We start from the raw sequence: 18,409 nt of genomic DNA, 5'->3' as shown, positions 1-18,409 counted from the left end.
TACAGTTTTAATAATTACTTATGCTGTTATGATTACAATTCAGATTGGTAATATTTTATTGATTTTAAAACTTCAATAAAATTATACTACTATATTATTTTATATTTATAATCCATCATATCAGATTTAATTAAAAGCAAAACAGATTTGGGGACAGTTTATATTTGTTAAAATATGAACTGTCCCCAATTATTAATTAATATTCATGTCCATAACTAAATATCTTTCGTTAGATAAGCTAGTTATTTTATCTAGTGATACTCCTCGATAGCCTTCTCCAAACATATTGTACACATCTGAGGATATTTGCAGTTCCGGAAGCTTACCTATAAATTTCTCTCCGTCAAATAAATATGCTAATTGTACAGGTGTAGCAAATTTACCATCAGGTGTAAAATCTCCACCAGAAGCTATCATAACGAATATCCCCATCTGACCTCCTAACAATTCTTTCACAGTCTTATTGCTAGGTTTTACTGAAAAACTATTAAATCCTAATTTAGGTACACCGTCGTATTCTCCAAAAGCGCTTCCTGTATAAGGTAACTTGTACATACTAGAAACTTTTTTATCAGTGTACGGAGATTTTATAAAGCCCTTTTCAATAAGTGCATATCTATAATCTTCATTTATGCATCCTTCCATATCAAAGAATGGAGAAAAGGTGTCCTCAGGATTTAAGGATTGATAAAATGAAAACCCTTCATTAAACTTTCTATTATTAAGCATAGATGAAAGAATAGACGTGCCGCTTCCAAACTTTAAACCATTAAGCTCAGTAATTATCTTACTAAAAGGCAAAAAATCTTTATCAGAAAAAATAACAGGTATCCTATTGCTCTTTGGCAGCTCAACTTTATTTCTATAAGCTGTACATACTTTATTAATTAAAGCAAGTAATTCTTTTTTACTGTAATTTCTCCCGCTATATCCTGCAAAAGCATCAAATAAATTAGATGAGTTTTTGTCTTTTAATATTATTTCACAGGAAATATATTTATCTCTGTGTTCTAAATTTAAAGCGTTTGTATTAGAAAGCTTATTATATACCTCAACTAAATTGAACTTATTGGAAAATATAAAATCTTTATACTCTATCCTTAAAACTGATAGTACTTCTTCTAACTCACTTATAACTTCCTCTTCTTTTAATATATCTTTTCTATTGTCAACACATTGATTTTTATTGCTTGATATTTCATATTCATATGGTATGCTCATAGATAAGGCTTCTTTTGCTTCTTGTTCCAGTTGATTTTCATCATAGTTTCCAATAGCACTAGCTACACCAATACACCCATTATCATATATTCTCATTGATGATTTTGTGATATCCTTTTTCCTTACCGACTCTATACAGGTTTGGGATATATTAATGGATGTTTCTTTTACTCTGTTTTGAAAAACTTCTTTAATCATATTAACCTCCATAAAAACTAAAATTATTATTGTACATTCATATTTTTAACTCTAACATAAGGCCCACCAAAACCAACGTTTAGAGGCCATTGCTCCATTTTTCCACAGCCGCCAGTAGCGAATGCAAGTATTTCTAACTCATTAGATAATCCGTCTATATTATTTAAAGTATCAAAAACCGTTCCTGTAATAACTGAAATTTTTACAGGATCACTTATTTTTCCATCCTTTATTTTATAAGCTAGGCTTGGAGCAAGAGTAAACGTGGACATACCAGAACCATGATTTATAGTTTCTATAAGCAATCCCTCTTGTACCTCGGAAATTAACTCCTCTTTGCTGTACTTTCCAGGTTCTATATAAGTTGTAGTCATTCTAACAATAGGTTCATATTCAAAGTTCATAGCTCTAGCATTTCCAGTTACTGCTTCTTCTAAAGAGGCTGCAGTATAACCGCTGTGAAGTCTCCCCTTTAATATTCCTTTTTCTATTAGATAAGTCTTACTGGCTTTTGTACCTTCATCATCATAAGGTACATAGCCTGACCCCATTATATTTCCTGAATCTATTATGGATAATATTTCTGATCCTACTTTAGTTCCTATTGCCCATTCTCTTTTCATAGTCTCATCTCCTACCATGAAATCAGCTTCACTCTTATGTCCAAAGCTTTCATGAGCAAATACTCCCGCTGCTAAAGGCGATAAAACAACTGTATATTCACCTGGGCTGATCTCTGTAGCACTTTTCATAAAATATATACTTTCATCAAGCCTTTTTTCTAGGTTTTCTTTCTCGTTAACTATGTCTTTAAAAAAGTTAGAAGCCTTTTGAAAATTCCCATCAAACGTCTTCTCTCCATCTGCTAAGGAAAAGCTTAATGCAACAGCTACTGATTGATAATCATGTTTTACATTACTTCCTTTACTTGAGTAAAAGCTTTTTATTTTTAAGGTCTCTAGGTACTGAGCCTTCCACATTTTAACTTCTTTTTTTGAAGTAACTACTGGGAATAAATCTTTAAGAATATTTTCTTTTTCCTCTTTGTTTATATTCCTAATAGAATCCTTTTGAAATACTAAATATTCTCCTTCATTCACTTGAAGTTTTTTCACTATTTCATTATCATAAATCTTTTCTGAAGGCTTGGCCATTAAAGATAATTGCTCTATTTCCTTTTGTATATTATCTACATCTGAAGTAGAACAATAATACCACTTTTCTCCATCATAAATTCTTATGAATGCCCCTGTATAGTTCCTTACCTTATTTTCTTCAATGCTGCCATTTAAATAAGAAATTTTGCCTTCAAATACTTCCTCTATTCTCACATCAGTGTATAAATTTTTAGGAAAACTAAACACATTTACTTCCTCCCTTTTATAAAAATTATTTCTCGTTAAATTTATTTTAACGTATATTTCTTCATCTGTAAATATATATATTTTTATTTTTAAAAATATTCAGATTTATTTATTGATATTAATTTTCTTTATCATCTATTGACAAACTTATAATAGTAATATATTATACTTGTATAAAGTTAGTTAATAATTTAAAGTAATAATGTATGATTAAGAAAGGAATTTTTTATGAATAAAGTACTATATATTTTCGCAAACCCAAAGTCTGAAGAAAACTCATATTCACTATCAATTGGCACATCATTTTTAGAAGAATATAAAAAAGCTCATCCAGAAGATGAAGTTGTAACATTAGATTTATACAATATGGAAATTCCATTAATAGACGAAGATGTATTTAATGCATGGGTCAAATTAGGGATTGGCCTTAATTTCTCTGAACTAAAGGAAAATGAAAAAAGTAAGGTTAGCCAATTAAACCAATTACTTGAGCAATTTATTAATGCTGATAAATATATTTTTGTATCACCTTTATGGAATTTTACTGTACCTCCCAAAATGAAGGCTTATATTGATAGCATATGTATAGCTGGAAAAACCTTTAAATATACTGAAAACGGTCCTGTAGGTTTATTAAAAAATAAGTCTCTTCTCCATATTCAATCTAGTGGAGGGTTTTATTCTTCAGGTCCTGCTGCTGAAATGGAAATGGGCCACAGATATATTAAAACCGTTGCTCAATTCCTAGGAATTGAAAAGATTAATTCTATATTCATTGAAGGTACAAATATTTCAAAAGAACAAGCCGAAGCCTCAAAAAATGCAGCCTTAGAAAAAGTAAAAAGTGTAATTAATAACTTTTAATAAAGGGACGGTTCATAAAACATACAGTTTTATGAACCGTCCCCATCTTAATCTAATATATCTAACTGCTCTTTTCTATTTTTCTGTTTTTCTTCTAAATTATTTAAATCTTTATTGCTCATATGGCTGGCATTGTAGTGCATATACTCTTTAGTTTTTTCATAGTTTCCTTTTAAATTTTCTACATCATCGTTATAATAATCATCTCCGTAGGCTACTAGATTTTTTAGCGTATTTATTTCTTCTTCTCTTTGCTTTTGAACTTTTTCAGCGTTAGCTATATTCTCTGGTGATGATATATCAGAGTATTGCTCTAAGTGTCTTTCTGTTCTTGCATGCTTTTCTACTACATCTATTAACTGTTCAATTCTGCTTTCATTTTCTCTCTTGCTACTTTTATTCATTACAAAACCTCCTCACAAATAAATATCATTATTATTTTGTGTAGAGTCCTTGTTATGAATACATACTAATAATTACCTTATATTCATTTTTAATTTTAAATAGATATACTTTGCAAGTTTGCGCTTCACCATTTAAATATACTCTTTTTTAATAGCTCTTACTTAACTTTACATAGATCATCATGGCTACTTCTACTTAAATGCAACCTTTTTTAGAATACTATCTTTCTTTTTAAATAGTGTTTCTCCTGCTTCTATAATCTCGTCTATATCGCCTTCATAAGCTATAGCACGACCATATGCAAAAGATATATAATATTCCTCCCAAGAATTCAAGGATGATTTAGTCATAGCTACAGCCTTTTCTATATAATCCCAAGCTTCTTCTTCAGTTATGTAGTCAGCTGAATAGCACCACCTAGCAACATTAACTAATCTATCTGAATCCCATGCTGTTGTTGTCTTAACATTTTTAAACATTTCATCTGTAAAATTCAATTTAAGCTTCATAGTTGAAGTTGCTTTGTTACACAAGTCAACAGCGCTCTTTAATTGTTTATTAGAAACTGCATCACCACTTTTAATTACGGCAAGCACTTCATCAGCATCAGTTCTATGTCCTTCCTCCACAAGCCAATTTAAGGTATCTATTGCAGTGCTCTTATCATCTATATCCCAAAAATCTTTTAACATCTCTTTAAGACCTGAAGTTTGTGTTTTTAGAGTTGTAAAAGATATATTGTTTCGTGTAGATAGGATACTGCCATAAGCTAAAGAGTTTTGCTTTTGGTTTTGTTTTTCTTTATCTTCCTTGTTCTTGTTGGTATCGCATGCTACAAAAAATGCTAAACTTAATATACAAACTGCTACTATCAAAGTTAATTTTTTAAATTTATTCATAAAATCACTCCTATATTTATTATATTTTCATAGTTTTTATTATACAATTTACACCATCATTTATTTTTTTTAATGCCCTGTCCCTTTTATCCTAAATTAAATATCATATCAGTTAACTTCTTATCATATTCCTTAACTAATTCTATATCATTATCAATTACTGCTTGCTTTAACTTGTTTAACACAAGTCCTATATCAATTTTTTCATCTACACTTAAAACTTCTAATTTCTTTTCAGCAAGCTCAATTGATAATTGAACCTCTTTGGCTAGCTTATAGTTCTTCCAAGCATCTTTTCCAGTATTATTGCTACTATTAATATTAAAATCTGGTATAGCTAAATGGCTATCTTTTAATCCCTTTAAGTCAAAAGTAGCAGAAGCATATTTTCCAGTACTAATGACCTGTCCCCGAACTTCTAATATACCGTTTAAATTATAAGAAAAAGTTATATCAACAGGTTCTTGTCCACTAAGAGCGCTAGGTATGCCATCTAAAATGACACTGCCTATAAGAGTATTTTCTTTAACTAATCTAGATATGCCTTCATATACTTCTATACTTATTTGAGTTTGATAATCATAGCTTGTATAATAAGTTTTCTTAACTGTGCAGGGTATTTTTGTATCTCTTTTAATCAAGGGATCAAAAACACCATCATACACTCTTCCATAGTTTCCATGCTCTATAACGCTTATTCCCAAAGTATATTGGCAATTATCTGTAACTATTAAACTATCTTCTGAATTTATTTCATCTTTTATAATACCAGCTTGGACCGCTGCTCCCAAAGCTACTGCTTCATCTGGATTTATATCAAATCTAACTTTATTTCCAAATCTTTTTTGCAATAAATTTCTTACACAAAACATTTTACTGGAACCGCCAACAGCTAATACTACGTTAATATCTTCATCTGCATATCCAGAAGCCTCTAATGCTTCATTGATAGTTATTTCTGTAGAATTAACTAAGTCTTCTATTAATTCTTCCATCTTGTTTCTTGTTAAAACTAAATTTATCCCTATAGGATTTTGGTTTTCATCGATAGCTATAAAAGGAAGATTAATTTCTGTTATTTCTGAATTTGAAAGCTCAATTTTTGCCTTCTCAGAAGCTTCTTTTATTCTAGCCATGGCACCTACATTAGCAGATAGATCTATATGATAATTCTTTTCAAAATCCTCTACTATGTAATCAATTATTCTTTGGTCAAAATCTTTTCCACCCAGCTTATTATTACCCCTGCTTGCCTTTACATCTAATATACCTGAAAATAGCTCTAAAACGGATACATCAAAGGTTCCGCCGCCCAAATCGTATACTAATACCTTTTCATCATTTTCTAAATTATTCAAACCATAAGCCATAGCTGCTGCCGTAGGCTCATTTATAATTCTTTCTACTTTAAAACCTGCTAATTCTCCAGCTATTTTAGTAGCTTGTCTCTGCAAAGAGTTAAAATTAGCTGGTACTGTTATTACAGCTCCTTCAACCTCTTCATTTAAATGTTTTTCTGCAGCTGACTTTAAATGCTTAAGTAATATAGCTGATAATTCTTGAGGAAAATAATTTTTTCCGCCCAAAAGCACTTTTTCATTGGTGCCAATCAACGCTTTAACTTCACTAACAGTCTTATCTGGTTTTAAGGCAATTTGTCTTTTAGCAAATTCTCCTACTATGTACTCGCCATCATCTGTTACCCCTATCACTGATGGAGTGATTCTTTTATCTTCCAAATTACATATTATCTCTGGCTTTCCATCCTTTATATAGGCTATTTCACTTGTAGTAGTACCTAAATCAATTCCTATTATTTTCATTTTAACCTCCTATTTCACAGCTACCACATAGGCTGGTCTAATTACTTTACCATTATGCTTATATCCTCGTTTAATAATATCCACAATTTCATACTGTTTTTTAGAACAATCTTCCACGGTTTGTACACATTCATGAAGTCTATTATCAAAAATTTCACCAATGGGATATATGCTTTCTATGCCCAGTTCATCTAGATGTTTTTTTATATTTTTTAATGCGCTATCAAAATTATTTAGCAATAAATCATTTTTACTACTAATTGCAAATCTATATATATTATCAATTTCATCTAAAATTAATATTAATTCTTTTATTACTTTATCCTCATTTAAACTCATAAATTCTCTCCTTTCTAAGCTTCTTCAATTATGCCTATCTATTAGCTGCTCTCACATATATCATCATATAAATCTTTTTTCAGAGTATATAATTGATAATACTCCTCTTTTAATATTTTCACAGATTTGATCATTGATTTTCTGTTAGATTTTATATTTTCTTTAACTTCCTTTAACATTTGTTCAAACCCTTTTTCATATTCCTCATAGGACATGGTAAATCTGTATAAATAATAGTATATAGGGGATTTTAGAACTTCAATTATCCTGCTATCACTGCATAAACGCTGAAACTCTTCATTTAACATACTCAATTCTTTACATTCATCATATAAATTAATAATGCTTGGATTCTCTCCATAAAGTTCCAGTGTGCTTGCAGTTATAATTTCCCCTAAATTAAACATTCCATTTTTATATAGACTATTTGCCAAGGTATAGAACCTCCACATCACATAGCTATTGATTTCTTCATCTTTAGGCATTAAATTTTTCATCTGAAAAATAACTTGTTTAATTTCTTCTGGTTTATTTTCATAGGTATAAACCCTGATCTTCTCGTAATAATATATAAATTCTCTAAAATCTTCAGTTTTATTAGAATTGATATTATTATCTAGGTAACTTATTGCCTTATGATATTCTTTTTTATCCATATATATATTTATCAATGTTGAGAGATTAATTTCATCATGGCCATCTATTGATAATGCTCTGATATAATGCTCTTCTGCTCTATTTAAGTCATTTTTTTGCTTATAACCATAAGCTAAATTTCCTATATACATAGAATCATTGGGATTACTTTCTACTAGCTTTTTTAATTGCTCTATTCCCTCATCTATTTGTTCATTATAAATCATAGCTAAAGCTAATTTGTTTTTTATAAGATTCATATTAGGCTCTATGATTAATATTTTTTTATATGCTGTAATGGCTTTGTCATACTCACCATACTCCATTGCTTCATCTGCATTTTTCTCTAAATCATCAATTTCATCCCCATACTTCAGTCTTGCTAAATATTCAGCTCTAGAGGTAGGATCTATCAGTATTTCAAAAGCCTTTCTTATCTTTTTAAATTCCTCTGGAGCCTTTTCTGGAGGATATTTTCTTACCATTTTTACATAAGCTTTTTTTATCTCTTTTTCATCTGAAGAAAGGTCAATTTCCAATATATCATATAAATTCTCCAAATTTTCTCACCTCAAAAATAAAACTTATTTTAAATTAACAATGTCATAGTATTCTCTGTATACTCTTATCTTATTTAAAAGCTCATCTTCACTTGCTACTTCTATATACCTTCTGTCAAACTCCACTGCTTTTTTTAGCATGCTCAGTGCTCCATCTATCACATTAAAATCACAAAAAATTCTGCATTTATTATAATAAGCATCTGCATATTCTGGCTCCAATTCTATAGCCTTGTCAAAGCATTCTATAGCTTTATGAAATTTGTTTAAAAAACATAAAGTATCACCTTTTATATTATAAGACCAAGGCAGGTCGCAACGACTTTCTATAAAGCGATCGATTACTTCTATCTTTTCATCAAATTTACTTTGTTCGTGCAAGCATTTTAACAGATAATAATATCCATCTTTCTCCTCTTTTATCTCTAAATATTTTTTGAAAGCTTTTTCTCCCTCTTCATAATTACCTAAGCAATAATTAGTAATCCCCCTACCATACCATCCAAAGGGATAATCCTCTGGTGCTAGCTCTATGGCTTTGTTGTAAGCTTCTAATGCTTCTTCATTTCTTTCTAAGCCAAATAGAGCATTTCCCTTATTTGTTAGAAGGTAGTAGTCATCTTCTTCTTTTTCTAAACCATAGTTGCTATATTCCAGTGAATGTTCATAATCCTTTATTTCATTGTAGGCCCAGCTTATATTGTTTAATGTGCTGCTTGTACTTCTTCCTTCTTCATGATGTGAGACTTTTAATAAAAAGTCCAATGCTTCTTGTGCCTTACCTTCATAAATTAGTGTACTTGCAATGTTGTAATTTACCCTATCTATTTTATATATAAGCTCTTTATTATAATTATTTATCTCTAAAGCTTTTTCAAAATTTTCTGAAGCTCCATATAAATTTCCCATATTCTCAAATAAGCTTCCCATATGTATATAGCACAACTCTAATTCTTTGTTAGTATTTTCAATAATCTTATATAATTTACTAATAGCTTTATCATACTTTTTTAAATATTCATTTTTAAATATTGGCAACAACTTAATACAAGATATTTCTTTATAACCATAAGCTTTATATAATTTATAGGAGTTAAAACATATATTTACACTCCTGAATATTGTCATTAATAATAGATATATAAGCGCTATTATAATTACACTAGACAATCATTCCTTCCTCCTTTTAAGAAAGTATATTCTTAGTTTCTTACAAATGTCTTCCATCTTTATGTATCGTCCAATACCAACCTTTTCTTAAGTTATATAAAAAACCATTAAATTATTTATGATATTTTTTTACTCCTTCAATTTTTTAGATAAAAAAAATCCCGCTCAACTAATGTTGAGAGGGAAAAACATGAATTTCCTATTACTTTTTAAATCTAAATTTTGTTTCATCCTCTATGTAGTCCAATAAGAATCTCTCTTCTTCAATAACCTTACCAACCACATTTACCCTTTTATCTGCTGGCAAATTCTTTTTACAGATTTGCAATTCTCCACTGTATCTCAAATATTCTTTATTATCAATAGTTATATATCCCACTTTTCTTTCTACGGTATTAAAGGGCTTTATCTCATCCCCTTTTTTCATGAGCAATCTTGATTCAGCGGATCTTACTACATCTTCTGCACTATCGCTTCTATTGCTGTGAAAATCATTAAACATTAATCTATTTTCTATAGGGCAATTTGAGAAGTTCTCTATGGTTAACTCTATAACCTGTTCCGGAATTCCTCCAACAAGATCTATTTCTTCCTTTGAAGGTATGCTATCTCCAAAGAATACATTATGAATACCTAAAGCAAATAAATGCTTTGCACTAATGTGAGGCTTCATAAATCTATGTATTTCCATAGTTGGGAGCCCTTCGTATACTGGTCCTCTTTTATTCACTAAGGAAGGTACAAAAGCAGAGATTTCAATATTATATTTTTTAAGCATTTCATTTTTCTTATTAAAGGTAGCTAAGGATATACCTGTGTTTAGTCTAGGATAATAATTATGGCAAGCCTGAAAATTATTTAAATTTGGGTTCGCTTCTTCAAATTCAATTAAAAATTTTTCTGTTACAGTGCTTGCATTTATTTCAATTTTAATTCCATAAGGATTTCTTGTAAACGACGCTATCTGTTCTGCTGAAAATCCAAAATCTATTCTTAATACACTTACACCTAGTTCTTTAACTCCTTTTAAATCCTCTAAAGAAAGATTTAGTAATTTAAAGCCTAAAGGTGATATATCTGCTATGATCTCCATATTTAATTTTTTTGCTTCGCTTATTAATATATTAAATTCTTTAATGATCACTTTAAAATTAGCTTCTGGAATATGCAAAGAAGTAAAAATTCTATCAAAGCCTTTTTCTTTAGCATAATTTATATAAGATAAATTTTCTTCTAAAGTTTGATCCATTCCAAGAAAAACTGATATGCCTTTTCCCATTTTAACACCTCTTTATCAAAATTCTATAAATAAGACATCTCCAAAAAAATAACTAGTCAGTCTACTCGTATATTTGACTAGCTATTTTTTTACGATGCCTAAATCTAACTAAAATACAGGGGACTGTTCTATTTCAGAACTGTCCCCAAATATTTTTATTTTAAATCATTTTTATTTAAGAACTGTCCCCAAATACTATTGAAGAACCGTCCCCTATTCTTGAGGATCTTCAAATCCTAGTAAGTAAGTAGCGATAAATCCTGCTATATAGGCAACTACTAGTCCTATTAGGAACATAGCTGGTTTATTTGTTGTTAGCGCTAATGGTAAACCAGAAAGTCCCATACTTGTTGCAGCAACTTTTAAGAATGCTTGAACTGCACCACCAAAGGCTCCGCCTATGCAAGCGCCTATGAACGGTTTTCCTAATGGTAAAGTAACACCATATATTAAAGGTTCTCCAATTCCCATTAATCCAACAGGTAATCCGGATGCAATAGTTCTTTTTAATCTCTTATTCTTAGTTTTAGCATATACTGCAATAGAAGCTCCAATTTGTCCTGCTCCTGCCATAGCTAGTATTGGAAGCAATAAGTTTCCGGTTGCAGATTTTAATAATTCAGCATGTATAGGAGTTAAGCCTTGATGTAAGCCTGTCATAACTAATGGTAGGAAGGTTCCTCCAAGTATAAATCCTGTAAATGCTCCTCCTCCAGATATGGCTGCTTTTGTAGCATTACCTATAGCATCAGATATAACTCCTCCTGCAGGTTGAAGCACAATTACAGCAACAAAAGCTGATACTAGAACAACTATAAGTGGAGTCATGAACAATTCAATAACATCTGGCATAATCTTTCTAATTTTCTTTTCAAGCCAGCTTGAGAAAGCAACAACTAATAATACCGCAATAATTCCACCTCTACCTGGAACTAATTTTCTGCTCATAAGTGTTACGTTAGCTAAAGACGGATGAGTAACTATAGCGGCCATAACACCACCAAGCATTGGTGATCCACCAAACTCCTTAGCAGCGTTAACACCAACAAATAGGTTTAAACCATAGAAAACTGCGTCTCCAGCAACAATTAGTATACCTGCTATTGGGCCAGCAGCAAAAGCAGGATTGAATTTTACAATCATATTTAAGATACCTTTAACAAGTCCGCAAGCAATAAAAGCTGGTATTAATGGAATAAAAATATTAGATAATTTCTTTAAAAATAATTTGAATGGAGTGGCATTTTTTGCTTTTATTTCTTCTCTTCTTACTTGAGCCTCATCAACTTCTCCAACCTTTAGGCCGATGATTTCTCCAAATTCATTAGCAACCTTAGTAACTCTTCCTGGTCCTAGAATGATTTGAACTTGGTCTCCTTGCTCAACCACGCCCATTACTCCTTCAATCTTCTTGAGTGTGTCCATGTTAATATTTTTCTTATCCACGATGTTTAATCTTAGACGAGTCATGCAATAAGCTACGCCTGTTACATTAGATCTTCCGCCAATGACATCGTTGATCTTTTGAGCTAGTTCCTTTGGTGACACTGAATTAGCCATAAATAATACCTCCTTAAAAATAGTTTTAATCTATAATAAAATATTTATAATATTTTATTAGCATACTAAAAATTTTAATTTATATACATGATATTAAATAATTAATGTATATATTTAAAATTAAAAGAGCTTAACAAACCCACAGTAAAAACTGTAGACTTATTAAGCTCATGCCTGCATTACCAGTAACACGCTTAGTTTATATCTACTATTTTGCTAATATATTTTGAAGATGTATTGTTATATATCCAATTTCACCTTCCGGAAAATCAATACCATAGTCCTTATTAATTACATCTGCAAGCTCTTTAGCAATTTCATAGGTATTTCTGTAATTCTCTTTAATACTATGAATTAATATATTATCAATATTTGCATTATTTCTAACTCTATCTATGGCAAACCTCAAGTGAGTTACCATTCTACAATATTCAATGCTATATTTGTCTAACTCTTTACCAATTTTCTCTTCTATAAAGCTAATCATATCACTGATAATAGCAGTATCTAAAGATGATTTTGATACATCTTCATTGTTTACCGCTGCATGTATATGCATTGCAATAAAACCAATCTCATCCTTTGGCAGCTCTATATTAAGCTTCTTGTTTATGATTTCAAGCATTTCTTCCGCTGCTTTAAATTCTTCCTTATATAAAAATCTTATTTCATGAAGTAAAACATTTTTAATCTGAATTCCACTTTCCATTCTCTTAACAGCAAAAGCTATATGGTCTGGAAGAGTTATATGAATTTTTTCATTCAGCTCCTTGTTAAACTTCTTTGCAATAATAGCAATTGCTTCTTCTGTAACTCCTATGATGTTTTTATCTATTGCAGTTGTAAGATTTTTGAAATTTTCTTTATTATTGCTATCTACAAGGTAGAATTCTTTTTCTATATTTTCAATATTCTTTATAGTATCTCCTGGCTTAACTCCAAAGCCCACTCCTTTTCCAATTATGATGCACTCTTTATTGTCATGTACGCATAAAACCACGTTATGGTTAAAAGGCCTAACTGCCTTATAAGAACTTTTGAACAACATGCTTATTACTCCTTTAAGCAATATATTTAAATCTACTATAAAATAATAATTACTAATTGTATTATATCATAAACGAATAGAGTTTTTAACTTTATTTTTTCAATAATGGTGGTTATTATGCAAGTTAATTTTATTTACAATTCAACTTTTATATCTAGACAATGAATAAACTTAACTTTAAACTTTGAAATCTAACCAAGAAAATTTACAAGTAAACTTGTCCATTACCATTGCTTTCTTCAAATATTTGCAATGATAACCATAATACAAGATTAATTTGCATTGAGAATCAAAAAAGGCATGAATTTTCTAATAAAAGAAAACTCATGCCTGAATAAACTTCAGTAACACGTTTACAACTTGATTATATAGCCTTATGATCAAGTTGTCAAGGGCTTTTATTCAATTAGCGGCTCGTACATCATTATAGCATGGTTTTCAGCAATAAATTCTTCTTTAATAAAATTTTTTTGTCCATCATATATTCTTCTAAAAATTGAGTTACTTCTCATATACTTTCCCCAAAATGTAGGTGTGATACGGTGTTCTTTTTCATAAATCTCATAATTAAAGTAGATCTCTTCATTACATCTCCACTGTCCATTGAGCATACCATCATCAATATATAGAATTAACTGAAAGTTTTTATCTGTAGGATTATATATTTGAAGATCAAAATAATTATATACACAGGTTGCTCCGCTTCCAAAGGGTTGAGTTCTATTTGAGTCTGGAAATATGTCATGGCTATGTCTATATCTTTCAGTTACATGAAGAGGTGTATGCAAAGCTATCCAGTAAATTAAATTTGATAACTGACAAAGCCCTCCGCCAACCCCTGCCTCGAAAGTTCCATCACCTCTTAATACTAATCCATCTTTATAACCTTTTTTATAACTTGGTTTTCCTATCAATCTCCAATAGGAAAAGGTTTCTTTAGGTTTAATTATGATACCATTTACTTTTTTTATTGCTAATCTTAGATTAGTAATTTTATTATATTGTAGATACATGTCTACTCCTTTAAGCTCTCTAAGCAATGGTGTTTTATGCCTATATACTTCGTAGGTTAACTGAGTATTAAATATCTCCCTAGAATAATCTTTTCTATGAAAAATCCATCGTATATACCTTTTGTACATATAATATTTTTTTCCTAAGAGTAATCTTAATTTTGATCGCTTTATTGGTTTATTAGCAATGTACATTTTAATATACCTCTCAATTACCCTTATTAAAAATATTACTCATTAGCTAAATCTTTCTCATTTACAGAATCATTTTTAGATTTCATTTCTTTTATATTATCGTATTTTGAGAAAAGCTTATCTGCATAAATTTTAATTACTGCCATAGTAGGAGTTGCTAAAAGCATTCCAATAGGCCCATAAAGCCCTCCCCCTACGGTGACTGCCAAAATTACAAGAAAAGGACTTAGACCAACCTTTCCACCAACTAGCTTAGGATCTAAATACCAGCCATCGAATTGTTGGAGCAAGAAAATAAATAGTAATACAATAAAGGCTTTTAATGGATTAAAGAAGAGGTTAATGATAAAGCCCACTACCATTCCCACCAAAGGGCCAAAGTAAGGTATCATATTAGTTACCCCTACCACTACCGTAATAATCAATATATATGGCGATTTTATAATGCTTAAGCCTATAAAGGCTAAAATAGCAATAATTAACGAGTCTACCGCTTTTATACCTATATATATACCTATCATTCTATGAATGTTACCAGTAAAATTTAACAATCTTTTAGCATTCTTATCTTTGAATACTATATAAATAAATTTCTTAGCAATATTTAAGAATCTTTCCTTGTCGTATAACACATATATTGAAATTATAAAGCCAAAAATCCATTTTATAAAATAATTAGTAAACACAAGCGTTTTCGAAAAAATAGTATTTATTATGAGGATTATGTTTGAACTAAATTTACTAACTAAAAAATCTGGTTTAATATTAGTCATCCCAGTGGAAGTTATAAAAGACTGAATTTTTTCATCTAGTAAAAATCTATTCAGCCACTCTTGAGCTTCATTAGCAAACTGTGGAGCATTCTTAATAATATCTAATAAACTATTATATATCTTAGGCATCAAGTCTACAAAAAATAAAGTTATAACTCCGATTATAAAAATATAAGTTATTAAAAGACTCATGGCCCTCTTCAATTTACATTTCCTCTCCAATAAGTTCATAATTGGATTTAGCATATAAGCAATTATAAACGCAAAGGTAAAAGGTGATATTATCGCCAAAAATTTATTTAATCCAGACATCAAAAAGGTGTAATTATCTATAGTTCTGATTAATATAAAAGCAACGACTATAGCTAACACTAAATCAAAGTACTTAAATTTTTTATCTTTAAGAAACTGCAAATCATGTCCTCCGTTCTAATATATAAATTCACTAATTAATTTTTAGTATTAACATATTATATCATAATTGACAGGAAAAACATTTCAATTATATCTTAAATATTCCTTAAATATTATGAACTTTTAAGTGATTCATATAAAATTCCTTATGAGATAATAATAAACTCTTATTTATTTATAGATCCATTTATCTTATCTTTAAAAATAATATAGATACCTAACAAAATAAAAAATATGGGTATCAAATAGCTTTTCACTATAAACATTAAATTCATAGTCCTCAATATTCTATTGGTAAGAGATAATATGCCTAGTATTATCAAAAGTATCCCTATAAATTTCATAGAGTTATCTTGAAGCTGACCATTAAAAGCTCTATTGTTTCCAAGTATAAAGCCTCTATCTTGTATTACTTCTCCAGCCTCTCTGCGTCTTGCTACATTAAAAGTGTCAAAAAAACCATAAAACCATAAAGGCACCATAATCACTGGTGTAAGCTCATCTAATGCCGCAAAATCTAAAATTACAGGAGCCATGATAAATATACCTAATAATTCTAGTCCTTTTAATAAAAGACCATTATACATATAGCCTACTCCTGGTATACAAGCTAATATAAAATTTACAAATCTATCATTTCTATTCATACCTTATATCACCTCAAAATTATATATTACTTATAAAAAATGCACTCAAACTTTTCATCAAGATAAATGCATCCAATAGTTTGTCTTGAAATCCAGTAAAATTTAATATAAAGATAAAGATGCCACTTAAAGCAAAGCTAAGTCCTAAGGAGTTCTTATTAATGAAATTCAAAAATATATTTTTTAGAGTAACTACCTTAGAATTATTGATGCTGACGTCATTATTTAAATTACTAATTCTATTTAATAACTTTTTATCATAATCTTCATTTAATTTTATGGGGTACTCCATACTATCTTTTATTAACCTGTCTATAGAATCCCATTTTTGTTCCATATTAGACCTTCCTCCTTCTCAATTTTTGATTTAATTTTACCCTTTGCTCTGTAAAGCCTACCCTCTACAGCTCGCTCAGAAATATTTAATATTTCTGAGATTTCTTTATAACTCAGGCCTAAATAATAATAAAGTAATACAGGAGTTTTTAGGTCTTTAGACAAAGCGTCAATACACTGCCTTACATAAGCTTTTTCTTCGTAATCTACCTCTTCCTTGTAATATCCAAATAATCCTCCTACAAATTCTTTTAAGTTTATTCTTTTTTTATAACTTAAGCATTTATTAATGGTTATTCTATATAGATACGTTGAGAGAGAACTGTCCCCCCTAAAACTTTCAATGCTCTTGTATAAAGATAAAAAAGCTTCCTGAGACAGATCCTCTGCTTCTCCATAATCACCAGTATAGGAATAACATAGGGATATCACTTTTTTTCTATACTTGTCTACAAGCATAATAAAAGCTTCTTTATCTCCAGATTTTAATTTTTCTAAGAGCTCTTCCTCCATGTAAATTATCACTCCCCATGTTCTACTCTAATAGAACCCACACTAGTTCTTATATTTATCTTTCCTTCTCCATTCCCTATAGAACCACTATAATCCTTTGAACCTTTTTTATTACCATTTATATATAGAGACCCTGTAGAAGTCCTTGCCTGAATATCCAAATTCTTATCCTCTGTTCTTAATGTAACCTTACCACTATCTGTGGATATCTTAACATTCTTACACAATTTATTACTTACATCTACCGCACTTATATTAGCTTGAACATCAATATTTTCTATATTACCATTTAAGTCAATCTTTGCATTATTAGACTTTATATTCACATCTAAAGCATCTTTTACAGAAATTTTACCATTGTTATTATCTATCACTACAGACTTAAATCCAGAAACATCGAAGTAACCATTGTTTGAGTCTATTCTAAGAGCTGTCCCTAAAAACTCTTCTGAATTTGATATATTTAAATTATTTATATCTATTTTTAAATCTATATTATCAGGTATATATAGTATCCCTTCTATTTTCTTTATGGAGTTATCCTTTAAATCAAACACTATGCCATTATCATTAGAAGTAGGAGTTATTTCATAATTGGGAATATTACTATGATCTGGAACATATACCTTACCTTCAAATCTCACTTCACCATTGTCACTTCTTCTTATTTTAATGTCTCCGTTATAACCTAAAAAGGAAACTTTATTCCCCTTTAACTTAGCACTTCCAAAAGCCTCCACAGGTTTACCATTAATTATAGCGTTACCAATATCTATGCCTAAATTTATGTCTGGAAATCGCTTGATTATAGAATTTTTAATACCAAAAAATCCTTCTACCAATAAGAAAATAATAACCAAAAATATTATAGCTCCATTAAATCCTAATTTCACATTATCTTCTTTATTTATACTATTTAGAATTATAACCTCTAATCCTAATAATATAAATAACATCGGCCAAAAGTGAAAAATAGTAGAAGCTAAGTTAGGGTCTATCTGCCTTACCAATAATACTACTCCTAAAAATATCAGGGCTGCTGCAGTGGTTAATGTACCAATCCTTCTTCTCATCTTCAAACCTCCCTTATGGTTCTTTCATATATTTAGACTATGTTAATAGCGAAAAACCCACGATAATTTAAAATTATTA

At 29.8% G+C, this 18,409-nt stretch carries 18 protein-coding genes; 1 reads left to right on the top strand and 17 read right to left on the bottom strand.

The window, feature by feature from the left end; genetic code table 11:
• Positions 1-192: 192 nt before the first annotated feature.
• Together BN2665_RS21945 and BN2665_RS21940 are read right to left on the bottom strand one after the other, a co-directional pair.
• The gene (locus tag BN2665_RS21945) at positions 193-1,419 is read right to left on the bottom strand and encodes a metallopeptidase TldD-related protein (protein ID WP_055669230.1); all 1,227 of its coding nucleotides are present in this window, start codon (positions 1,417-1,419) and stop codon (positions 193-195) included.
• A gap of 26 nt (positions 1,420-1,445) precedes the next feature.
• Entirely contained in the window at positions 1,446-2,783 is a 1,338-nt protein-coding gene (locus tag BN2665_RS21940) for a TldD/PmbA family protein (RefSeq protein WP_055669229.1), read from the bottom strand.
• 228 nt (positions 2,784-3,011) lie between these two features.
• Between BN2665_RS21940 and BN2665_RS21935 the strand changes: the two genes are divergently transcribed.
• Complete coding sequence (locus tag BN2665_RS21935) at positions 3,012-3,647, top strand: FMN-dependent NADH-azoreductase (RefSeq protein WP_055669228.1); 636 nt, start codon at positions 3,012-3,014, stop codon at positions 3,645-3,647.
• Positions 3,648-3,694: 47 nt separating this feature from the next.
• On the opposite strand, the gene BN2665_RS21930 is transcribed toward BN2665_RS21935, so the two are convergent.
• From BN2665_RS21930 to BN2665_RS21860, 15 genes are all read right to left on the bottom strand, one after another.
• Complete coding sequence (locus BN2665_RS21930; RefSeq protein WP_055669227.1) at positions 3,695-4,051, bottom strand: hypothetical protein; 357 nt, start codon at positions 4,049-4,051, stop codon at positions 3,695-3,697.
• Between the two features lie 192 nt (positions 4,052-4,243).
• Complete coding sequence (locus tag BN2665_RS21925; RefSeq protein WP_055669226.1) at positions 4,244-4,951, bottom strand: DUF1266 domain-containing protein; 708 nt, start codon at positions 4,949-4,951, stop codon at positions 4,244-4,246.
• A gap of 86 nt (positions 4,952-5,037) precedes the next feature.
• Complete coding sequence (locus tag BN2665_RS21920) at positions 5,038-6,774, bottom strand: Hsp70 family protein (RefSeq protein WP_055669225.1); 1,737 nt, start codon at positions 6,772-6,774, stop codon at positions 5,038-5,040.
• 9 nt (positions 6,775-6,783) lie between these two features.
• Positions 6,784-7,113 (bottom strand): nucleotide exchange factor GrpE, encoded by a 330-nt coding sequence (locus BN2665_RS21915; RefSeq protein ID WP_055669224.1) that lies wholly within the window; start codon positions 7,111-7,113, stop codon positions 6,784-6,786.
• Positions 7,114-7,154: 41 nt separating this feature from the next.
• Positions 7,155-8,309 carry a J domain-containing protein gene (locus BN2665_RS21910; protein WP_055669223.1) on the bottom strand — a complete coding sequence of 385 codons (1,155 nt, stop codon included), beginning with the start codon at positions 8,307-8,309 and terminating at the stop codon, positions 7,155-7,157.
• Between the two features lie 24 nt (positions 8,310-8,333).
• Positions 8,334-9,479, bottom strand: a complete 1,146-nt coding sequence (locus BN2665_RS21905) for a tetratricopeptide repeat protein (protein WP_055669222.1) — start codon at positions 9,477-9,479, stop codon at positions 8,334-8,336.
• Between the two features lie 202 nt (positions 9,480-9,681).
• On the bottom strand, positions 9,682-10,758 hold the full coding sequence (locus tag BN2665_RS21900) for a DUF871 domain-containing protein (RefSeq protein WP_055669221.1): 1,077 nt from the start codon (positions 10,756-10,758) through the stop codon (positions 9,682-9,684).
• A gap of 213 nt (positions 10,759-10,971) precedes the next feature.
• Entirely contained in the window at positions 10,972-12,318 is a 1,347-nt protein-coding gene (locus tag BN2665_RS21895) for a PTS transporter subunit EIIC (RefSeq protein ID WP_055669220.1), read from the bottom strand.
• A 208-nt stretch (positions 12,319-12,526) separates the two neighbouring features.
• A complete protein-coding gene (locus tag BN2665_RS21890) occupies positions 12,527-13,366 on the bottom strand; it encodes a PRD domain-containing protein (protein ID WP_055669219.1) in 840 nt (279 codons plus the stop codon).
• Positions 13,367-13,764: 398 nt separating this feature from the next.
• Positions 13,765-14,574: a VanW family protein gene (locus BN2665_RS21885; protein ID WP_055669218.1), complete on the bottom strand. Its 810-nt coding sequence runs from the start codon at positions 14,572-14,574 to the stop codon at positions 13,765-13,767.
• 35 nt (positions 14,575-14,609) lie between these two features.
• Positions 14,610-15,761, bottom strand: coding sequence for an AI-2E family transporter (locus tag BN2665_RS21880; protein WP_055669217.1), 1,152 nt, complete (start codon positions 15,759-15,761; stop codon positions 14,610-14,612).
• A 167-nt stretch (positions 15,762-15,928) separates the two neighbouring features.
• Positions 15,929-16,408 (bottom strand): hypothetical protein, encoded by a 480-nt coding sequence (locus tag BN2665_RS21875; RefSeq protein ID WP_055669216.1) that lies wholly within the window; start codon positions 16,406-16,408, stop codon positions 15,929-15,931.
• A 19-nt stretch (positions 16,409-16,427) separates the two neighbouring features.
• A complete protein-coding gene (locus tag BN2665_RS21870) occupies positions 16,428-16,745 on the bottom strand; it encodes a hypothetical protein (RefSeq protein WP_055669215.1) in 318 nt (105 codons plus the stop codon).
• Positions 16,721-17,257 carry an RNA polymerase sigma factor gene (locus tag BN2665_RS21865; protein WP_055669214.1) on the bottom strand — a complete coding sequence of 179 codons (537 nt, stop codon included), beginning with the start codon at positions 17,255-17,257 and terminating at the stop codon, positions 16,721-16,723. The genes BN2665_RS21870 and BN2665_RS21865 overlap by 25 nt, the downstream gene beginning before the upstream one ends.
• 8 nt (positions 17,258-17,265) lie before the next feature.
• The gene (locus BN2665_RS21860; RefSeq protein ID WP_055669213.1) at positions 17,266-18,330 is read right to left on the bottom strand and encodes a LiaI-LiaF-like domain-containing protein; all 1,065 of its coding nucleotides are present in this window, start codon (positions 18,328-18,330) and stop codon (positions 17,266-17,268) included.
• Positions 18,331-18,409 lie beyond the last annotated feature (79 nt).

Source organism: Desnuesiella massiliensis (genome assembly GCF_001403615.1).
In the GTDB taxonomy this organism is placed as follows: domain Bacteria; phylum Bacillota; class Clostridia; order Clostridiales; family Clostridiaceae; genus Desnuesiella; species Desnuesiella massiliensis.
This window is presented reverse-complemented; position numbering and strand designations above follow the sequence as displayed.